Below are 7,751 nucleotides of genomic sequence, written 5' to 3'. Positions count from 1 at the left end.
AGCGGCGCCCGCGCGGTGGTCGCCCAGGCGCGTCTGGCCTCGTACCGGCCGCCCCGCTCCGACGGTGTGCCGGGCACGATCGTGACGCTCTGGTACGCCGAGCCGGCCACCGGCCGCGGCACAGCCGCGCGGGACGCGGTGACCGGCGCCCTCGTCCGGGGTGCCCTGGACGTCGTGCTCGAGACGTTCGTCCGGCACGCCGACCGCACGGGGGAGCCGCTCTCGATCGCCGTGGTCGACCTCGACCGGTTCAAGCAGGTCAACGACGAGCACGGGCACGCGACGGGCGACGTGCTGCTGGCGGCCGTCGGCTCGCGGCTGCTGGACGTCGTCGACAGCACCGGCTGCGTCGGCCGCTACGGCGGTGACGAGCTCGTGGTGGTGCTCCCGGGGCACGACCTGTCCGCCGCGACGACCGTGGCCCGCCGGCTCGTGGACGTCGTCCGCCAGCCGGTGACCGTGGACCGGGTGCGGCTCGAGCCGTCGGCCAGCGTGGGCGTCGCCCAGCACGTCCCGGGGCAGGGGGTCACGCAGCTGCTGCAGGCCGCCGACCGGGCCATGTACGCGGTGAAGCGCGGTGGGGGCGGGGCGTCCGGCCCGGCGAGAGGTGACGTGCGTAACGTCGCGGGTGCGTAACCTCTGCGCAAGTTCGTCGTTCTAGAGGTCACCATGGACGAGCTCACCCCGCCTGCGCCCCGCGCCTTCGTGCACCCCGCTCAGCGTCACCCGTCGCTCGGGGGGCCGCGAGAGACGCTGCTGTACGCGGTGCCGGACGCCGAGGCACAGGCGCGGGTCGTCCGGGCGCTGGAGCGCAGCGGCGACGACGCGCTCGTCACCATGGCGCTGCGCTCCAGCAACAGCGAGCACCTGGTCGCCGTGCACTGCCCCCGCACGTGGGAGGCGATGCGCGCGGTCCGGGCGATCGTCGAGACCGCCGACCCGGACGCCGTCCAGGTGCGCGGTGCCCGCGGCACCATCGACCTCACGGCCCCCGAGGGCCCCTGGGCGATCAGCGCCTGACCATGGGCCGCGACCTCGAGCCGGAGCCGCCCGCGCCGTACCGGTACGCCGTCGGCGCCGGTCTCGGCCTGCTCGTGGGCGCCGTCGTCGGCGCGATGGTCCACCGTCCGGTCGCGGCCATCGTCATCGGCGTGGCCGCCGGGCTCGTGCTCGCGTACGTGCTGTCGGTGCTGCGCGAGGGCTCTAGGGGAGCGTGAGCACCTCGGCGCCGTCGGGCGTCACCAGGAGCGTGTGCTCGAACTGAGCGGTGCGCGAGCGGTCGCGCGTGACCGCCGTCCAGCCGTCGTCCCACAGGTCCCAGTCGATCCCGCCCCGCGTCAGCATGGGCTCGATCGTGAACGTCATGCCGGCCTGGATCACCGTGTCGGCCGACGGGTCGTCGTAGTGCGGCACCACCAGCCCGTCGTGGAAGGCCGGCCCGACGCCGTGGCCGGTGAAGTCGCGCACGACGCCGTAGCCGAACCGGCGGGCGTAGGCCTCGATGACCCGGCCGATCACGTTGATCTGGCGACCGGGGCGCACCGCCCGGATCGCCCGCGTCGTGGCCTCGTGCGTGCGCTCGACCAGCAGCCGCGACTCCTCGTCGACCTCGCCCACGAGGTAGGTCTTGTTGGTGTCGCCGTGCACGCCGTCGACGTACGCGGTGATGTCGATGTTGACGATGTCACCGTCCTCGAGCCGGCGGTCGTCGGGGATGCCGTGGCAGATGACCTCGTTGACGCTGCTGCACAGGCTCTTGGGGTACTCGCGGTAGCCCAGCGTCGACGGGTACGCGCCGTGGTCGCACAGGAACTCGTGGCCGACCCGGTCGAGCTCGTCGGTGGTGACGCCCGGCGCGATCGCCGCCTCGACGGCGTCCAGCGCCTGGGCCGCGAGGCGTCCGGCCACCCGCATGCGCGCGATCGTGTCCTCGTCGCGCACCAGTGGCCCGCGGTAGGGGAGCGGCGCGGGCTGCCGACGTACTCCGGACGCTCGATCGACGCGGGCACGGGGCGCGGGGCGGACACGGTTCCGGGCTGGATCGGGGTCACCCGGCGAGCCTACCGAGCGGCGTCCGGCCGCCGCCTCGGGCAGGATGGCGCCATGAGCGACTCCGGCCCCTTCTACTTCTGCCTCAAGCACCACACGGTCGAGGGCAAGGACGGCTGCAAGGCGGCCGACCGGCTCGGGCCGTACGACTCCCGCGAGGCCGCGTCCCACGCCCTAGAGACCGCCGAGGAGCGGACGAAGGCGTGGGACGAGGACCCGCGCTGGAAGGACGACTGAGGCTCAGGCCTCGAACGAGTGCTCCGCGGCCGGGAACGTCCCGGCGGCCACGTCCGCCGCGTACTCCTGCGCCGCGGCCAGCATGACGCCGTGCAGGTCGGCGTACTTCTTGACGAAGCGGGGCGCCCGGCCGGTGCGCAGGCCCATCATGTCCTGCCAGACCAGGACCTGGCCGTCGCAGCCGGACCCCGCGCCGATGCCGATCGTGGGGATGTCGAGCGCCTCGGTCACCTGGGCGGCGACCGGCGCGGGCACCATCTCCATGACGATGCTGAACGCGCCGGCGTCCTGGAACGCCTTGGCCTCCTCGATGAGGCGCTGGGCGGCGTCGCCGCGCCCCTGCACCCGGTAGCCGCCGAGGTTGTGCTCGGCCTGCGGGGTGAAGCCGATGTGGGCCATCACCGGCACGCCGGCGTCGGTGAGCAGCTTGACCTGCGGCACCATCGCCAGGCCGCCCTCGAGCTTGATGGCGTGGGCGTTGCCCTCCTTCATGAACCGAGCGGCGGTCTCGAACGCCTGCTGCGGCGAGCCCTGGTACGAGCCGAACGGCAGGTCGGCGACCACGAGGGCCCGGCGCGCCGAGCGCGTCACGGCCCGCACGAGCGGGATCAGCTCGTCCACGGTGACCGGCAGCGACGTCTCGTTGCCGAAGACGTTGTTGGACGCCGAGTCGCCGACCAGCATCACCGGGATGCCGGCCTCGTCGAAGACCTGCGCCGTGTACTGGTCGTAGGCGGTCAGCATGGCGAAGCGCTCGCCCTGCTGCTTCCACTGGCGCAGGTGGTGGGTGCGCACCTTGCGCACGCCGGGGTCGCTGGTCGCGGGGCCGCCGTACGGCGCCGGCTCCTCGGCCTGGATGTCGTTCATGGATGCTCCTTGCGTCTCTCGCGGCCCGGTCGGGTCCACGGATCGGCTCCAGCCTGGCACACCCGCGCCGGGGCACGACCCGAGACCCGGGTCACACCTCGCGCGCGCCGTCAGGCGTGCTCGCGCCAGCGGTTCGTGATGGGGACGCGGCGGTCGCGGCCGAAGTTGCGGCGCGAGATCTTGGGTCCCGGCGGGTACTGGCGGCGCTTGTACTCGGCCCGGTCGACCAGGGTGACGACGCGCTTGACCACCTCGGGGTCGAAGCCCTCGGCGAGCACGTCGTCGTAGCCCAGGTCGCGCTCCACGTAGGCGTCCAGGATCGCGTCGAGCACCTCGTACGGCGGCAGCGAGTCCGAGTCCAGCTGGCCGGGCCGCAGCTCGGCCGACGGCGGCTTCGCGATCGCGTGCTCGGGGATCGGTGGCTGGAGCCCCTGCGCCTCGGCGTGGGCGTTGCGCCACCGCGACAGCTCCCACACCAGCGTCTTCGGGACGTCCTTGAGCGGCGCGTAGCCGCCCACGGCGTCGCCGTAGATCGTCGAGTACCCGGTCGCCAGCTCGGACTTGTTGCCGCACGCGAGCACCAGGTGGCCGTCGCGGTTGGACAGGGCCATCCAGATGTTGGCGCGGATGCGGGCCTGGAGGTTCTCCTCGGCCAGCCCCTCGAGGTCGAGCAGCTCCTCGTAGGAGTCCAGGATCGAGGCGATCGGCACGGTGTCGAGCCGCAGGCCGGTGCGGCGCGCCAGCTCGGCGGCGTCGCTCCTGGAGTGCTCGGTCGACCAGGCGCTGGGGTTCGAGACGCCGAACACGCGGTCGGCCCCGAGGGCGTCCACGGCGATGGCGCCGCACAGCGTCGAGTCGATGCCGCCGGACAGGCCCATGAGCACCGAGCGGAAGCCGTTCTTCTCGACGTAGCCGCGCAGCCCGGTCACCAGGGCGAAGTAGCGCTCGCCGAGGTCGTCCAGGCGCTCGCGGACCTCGGCCGGACGCGGCTCGTAGGCAGGCAGCGGCTCGGACGAGACGATGGTGCGCTCGATCTGCAGCCCGCCGAAGGACTCCTCGGGGTCGGGCATGCGCGGGGTGGCGGCGGGCAGGTCGAGGTCGACGACGAGCAGCTCCTCGGCGAACTGCGCGCCGCGGGCCAGCACGTCGCCGTCGGGTCCGACGACGATCGAGTCGCCCTCGAAGACGAGCTCGTCCTGCCCGCCGACGGTGTTGACGTAGGCGACGGTGCAGGCGCCCTCGCGCGCCCGGCGCGCGACCAGCTCGTAGCGCACGTCGTCCTTGTTCGCCTCGTAGGGCGAGCCGTTGGGGACGACGAGCAGGGACGCCTCGGCGGCGCGGGCGGCGGCCGACGGGCCCTCCTGCCAGATGTCCTCGCAGATGGCGAGCGCGACGTCGACGCCGTGCACCTGGACGACGTTGATGGTGTGGCCGGCCACGAACGTGCGCATCTCGTCGCCGACGCCGTAGTTCCACAGGTGGTGCTTGGCCTGGCGGGCGACGACACGTCCGCCGTGCAGGACGGCCACGGCGTTGGTCGGGGCGTTCTTGGGCACGCCCGGTCCGTCGGCGACGCCGTCGGCGCGGTCGAGGTACCCGACGTACACGACGAGGCCGCCCATGCCCTGCGCCTGCAGGTCGCCGGCCAGCGCCTCGACGAGCTCGCGCGAGGCCTGGATGACCGAGGCGCGCATCGCGAGGTCCTCGATCGGGTAGCCGGTGAGCATCATCTCGGGGAAGACGACGAGGTGGGCGCCCTCGGCGGCGGCCTCGCGGCAGCGGTCCAGGACGATCTTCGCGTTGCCCTCCAGGTCGCCGACGACGGCGTCCACCTGGGCCAGGGCGATTCTCAGCTGTGGCACCCGGCCAGCGTAGTGGCGCACCACGGACGTCCGCCCGCCGTGCACGCGCCGGCCGGGCCGCGGTCAGCTGAAGGTGTCGATCGCCCGGCGCAGCGACAGCACGACGCTGTCGACCAGCAGCTGCTGGTGGGTCTCGTGGACGCGTGCCTCCAGCAACGCGGCGAGCTGGGCGTCGGCCGCCTCCAGCCGCGGGTCGACCTCACCGCCCTCGCCGTAGGCCTCGAGCGCGTCGGCACGCGGTGCATGGCCCCGGCGAGCGGCTCGCGGACGTCGTCGCTGAGGTCGTCTGGGCCGCAGGGTCGCCCGGGACGCCGTGCGGCCGCAGCAGCAGGTCGCTGACGTCGGCCATGAGGAACGAGATGCGGTCCAGGCCGTCGGCCTCCGCGGACAGGGTGGTCAGGGCGGTCGTGTGGCGCCGGGCCCGCGCGTTGGCGGTGAGTGACTCGTGGACCCGGGACACCGCCTCGCTCATCTCGGTGCGGGCCCGGCGCAGGTCGGACTGCTGCTGGTCCCACTCGTCGATCGGGGGGAGCTCGTGCGTCACCATCAGGTCGGCGATCTCGTGCAGCTGCTCGGCGAGCACCGACCGGGCCCGGCTGACGGCGGCGCGTGCGGGCGCCAGGGGCAGGGGAGGGGCGACCATGTTGACCAGGATGCCGATCAGGGCGCCGAACAGGGTGAGGCCGCCGTAGGCGCCGATGAACTGCGCGTCGCCGTGGCCGATGATCAGCGTGAAGACCGCCGCCGTCGGGGCCCAGCCGCCCATGGCGCCCAGGGGACGCCACCCGGCCACGCTCACCGACAGGGCGACGACGATCGCCAGGGTCAGGGCGGCCAGGTCGTCGCCCGTCGCCGCGCCGACGAGCCACGCGACGACGCCGCCCACGACGATCGCCCCGACCGCCTGCAGCGACTCGCGCACGGAGCCGGCCAGGGTCGAGGTCGTGGCGATGATGGCGCCGAACGGCGCGTAGTACGGGTAGTCCTGGGACCCCGGGACGAACCGCACGAGGGTCCAGGCGATCGCGGACGCCGCGGCGGCCCTCAGCGCGAGGGCGATCCGGGGATGCTCGGTCCACCGGTCCAGGAGCCATCTGCGTGCCGTGTGCATCCCGCCACCGTGGCACGGGCCACCTGACGCGGCACGTCGCTCGCGGTCGTCCACGGTGCCGAGGCACCCCCGAAACATCCCGGTAACACGTCCCGTAGAGACTGTGCCCATGGGTAAGCAAGAGGACTTCGTGCTGCGCGCGATCGAGGAGCGCGACGTGCGCTTCGTCCGCCTGTGGTTCACCGACGTGCTGGGCTCGTTGAAGTCGGTCGCGATCGCCCCGGCCGAGCTCGAGGGCGCCTTCGACGAGGGCATCGGGTTCGACGGCTCGGCGATCGAGGGCTTCGCCCGGGTGCACGAGGCCGACATGGTGCTCAAGCCCGACCCGGCGACGTTCCAGCTGCTGCCGTGGCGCGGCGAGACCCCGGCGACGGCGCGCATGTTCTGCGACATCCACATGCCCGACGGCAGCCCGGCGTACGCCGACCCGCGCTTCGTGCTGAAGCGGACGCTGCAGAAGGCCGCCGACGCCGGCTTCACCTTCTACACGCACCCCGAGGTCGAGTTCTACCTGTTCAAGGACAAGCCGGCCGCCGGCCAGGTGCCGGTGCCGGTGGACGACAGCGGCTACTTCGACCACACCGCCCAGGGCGCCAGCCAGGACTTCCGTCGCGAGGTCATCGGGATGCTCGAGCACATGGGCATCTCGGTGGAGTTCAGCCACCACGAGGGCGGCCCGGGCCAGCAGGAGATCGACCTGCGCTACGCCGACGCGCTCTCGATGGCCGACAACATCATGACCTTCCGCACCGTCGTGCGGGAGGTGGCGCTGAGCCAGAGCAAGTGGGCCACGTTCATGCCCAAGCCGTTCACCGAGCACCCCGGCTCGGGCATGCACACCCACGTCTCGCTGTTCGAGGGCGACGAGAACGCCTTCTACGAGGCCGGTGCCGAGTACCAGCTGTCGCAGACCGGACGCTCGTTCATCGCCGGCGTCCTGCGCCACACGCCCGAGATCACCGCGGTCACGAATCAGTGGATCAACTCCTACAAGCGCCTGGCCGGCGGCGGCGAGGCCCCCAACTACGTGTCGTGGGGCCACAACAACCGCTCGGCGCTGGTGCGCGTGCCGATGTACAAGCCGCACAAGAGCGGCTCGGCGCGCATCGAGCACCGCGGCATCGACTCCGCGTGCAACCCCTACCTGGCCTTCGCGCTCATCCTGGCCGCCGGCCTCAAGGGCGTGGAGGAGACGTACGAGCTGCCGCCGGAGGCCGAGGACGACGTCTGGGGCCTCAACGACTACGAGCGCAAGGCGATGGGCATCGACCCGCTGCCGCGCGACCTGGACGAGGCGATCCGGCTCATGGAGTCCAGCGAGCTGGTGGCCGAGACGCTCGGCGAGCACGTCTTCGACTTCTTCCTGCGCAACAAGCGGGTCGAGTGGGAGGCCTACCGCGCGCAGGTCACCCAGTTCGAGCTCGACCGCATGATGCCGTTGATGTGAACGGCTCCCGGCACCCGGACGTCGCCCGCCGCGCCTGCGCGCCGTCGGTAGGGTGCAGCAGATGGTGACCCAGGCGCGCGTCGAGTCCCTGGCCCGCAAGGGCTTCCGCTCCCCGGACGAGGCGGTGGCCCGGCTCGCGGAGCTGGCCCCCGTGCCCGAGGACCTCGTCGACGCCGTC

Annotated in this window: 8 protein-coding genes and 1 pseudogene; 5 read left to right on the top strand and 4 right to left on the bottom strand. The window is 72.8% G+C overall.

The window, feature by feature from the left end; all coding sequences use genetic code 11:
- The 3 genes from AC2W7G_RS05465 to AC2W7G_RS05455 all read left to right on the top strand — a co-directional run.
- Positions 1-636 (top strand): GGDEF domain-containing protein (locus tag AC2W7G_RS05465; protein ID WP_485867545.1); only part of this gene is annotated, 636 nt, incomplete at its 5' end.
- Between the two features lie 33 nt (positions 637-669).
- Positions 670-1,020 (top strand): hypothetical protein, encoded by a 351-nt coding sequence (locus AC2W7G_RS05460; RefSeq protein WP_485867544.1) that lies wholly within the window; start codon positions 670-672, stop codon positions 1,018-1,020.
- A 2-nt stretch (positions 1,021-1,022) separates the two neighbouring features.
- Positions 1,023-1,217: a hypothetical protein gene (locus tag AC2W7G_RS05455; RefSeq protein ID WP_485867543.1), complete on the top strand. Its 195-nt coding sequence runs from the start codon at positions 1,023-1,025 to the stop codon at positions 1,215-1,217.
- Here AC2W7G_RS05455 and map read toward each other — a convergent pair.
- Positions 1,204-2,051: pseudogene (gene map / locus AC2W7G_RS05450) on the bottom strand (type I methionyl aminopeptidase). The gene AC2W7G_RS05455 and the pseudogene map sit on opposite strands and share 14 nt — an antisense overlap.
- Positions 2,052-2,103: 52 nt before the next feature.
- Between map and AC2W7G_RS05445 the strand changes: the two are divergent.
- Positions 2,104-2,286 (top strand): hypothetical protein, encoded by a 183-nt coding sequence (locus AC2W7G_RS05445; RefSeq protein WP_485867542.1) that lies wholly within the window; start codon positions 2,104-2,106, stop codon positions 2,284-2,286.
- A 3-nt stretch (positions 2,287-2,289) separates the two neighbouring features.
- Here the strand turns inward: AC2W7G_RS05445 and panB are convergent, their stop codons facing one another.
- The 3 genes from panB to AC2W7G_RS05430 all read right to left on the bottom strand — a co-directional run bounded on the left by panB (position 2,290) and on the right by AC2W7G_RS05430 (position 6,126).
- Positions 2,290-3,153 carry a 3-methyl-2-oxobutanoate hydroxymethyltransferase gene (gene panB, locus AC2W7G_RS05440; RefSeq protein WP_485867541.1) on the bottom strand — a complete coding sequence of 288 codons (864 nt, stop codon included), beginning with the start codon at positions 3,151-3,153 and terminating at the stop codon, positions 2,290-2,292.
- Between the two features lie 110 nt (positions 3,154-3,263).
- Complete coding sequence (locus tag AC2W7G_RS05435; RefSeq protein ID WP_485867540.1) at positions 3,264-5,015, bottom strand: NAD+ synthase; 1,752 nt, start codon at positions 5,013-5,015, stop codon at positions 3,264-3,266.
- 199 nt (positions 5,016-5,214) lie between these two features.
- Positions 5,215-6,126 (bottom strand): aromatic acid exporter family protein, encoded by a 912-nt coding sequence (locus AC2W7G_RS05430; protein ID WP_485867539.1) that lies wholly within the window; start codon positions 6,124-6,126, stop codon positions 5,215-5,217.
- Between the two features lie 109 nt (positions 6,127-6,235).
- Between AC2W7G_RS05430 and AC2W7G_RS05425 the strand changes: the two genes are divergently transcribed.
- A complete protein-coding gene (locus AC2W7G_RS05425) occupies positions 6,236-7,573 on the top strand; it encodes a glutamine synthetase family protein (protein ID WP_485867538.1) in 1,338 nt (445 codons plus the stop codon).
- Positions 7,574-7,751 lie beyond the last annotated feature (178 nt).

The organism is Aeromicrobium sp. PFPM2_SD2, assembly GCF_057364525.1.
This window is presented reverse-complemented; position numbering and strand designations above follow the sequence as displayed.

Bases quoted from the DNA above. Each gene is read 5' to 3' on its own strand.
- AC2W7G_RS05455 (WP_485867543.1), top strand. From the start codon at position 1,023: ATGGGCCGCGACCTCGAGCCGGAGCCGCCCGCGCCGTACCGGTACGCC.
- AC2W7G_RS05460 (WP_485867544.1), top strand. From the start codon at position 670: ATGGACGAGCTCACCCCGCCTGCGCCCCGCGCCTTCGTGCACCCCGCT.
- AC2W7G_RS05445 (WP_485867542.1), top strand. From the start codon at position 2,104: ATGAGCGACTCCGGCCCCTTCTACTTCTGCCTCAAGCACCACACGGTC.
- AC2W7G_RS05430 (WP_485867539.1), bottom strand. From the start codon at position 6,126: ATGCACACGGCACGCAGATGGCTCCTGGACCGGTGGACCGAGCATCCC.
- panB (WP_485867541.1), bottom strand. From the start codon at position 3,153: ATGAACGACATCCAGGCCGAGGAGCCGGCGCCGTACGGCGGCCCCGCG.
- AC2W7G_RS05425 (WP_485867538.1), top strand. From the start codon at position 6,236: ATGGGTAAGCAAGAGGACTTCGTGCTGCGCGCGATCGAGGAGCGCGAC.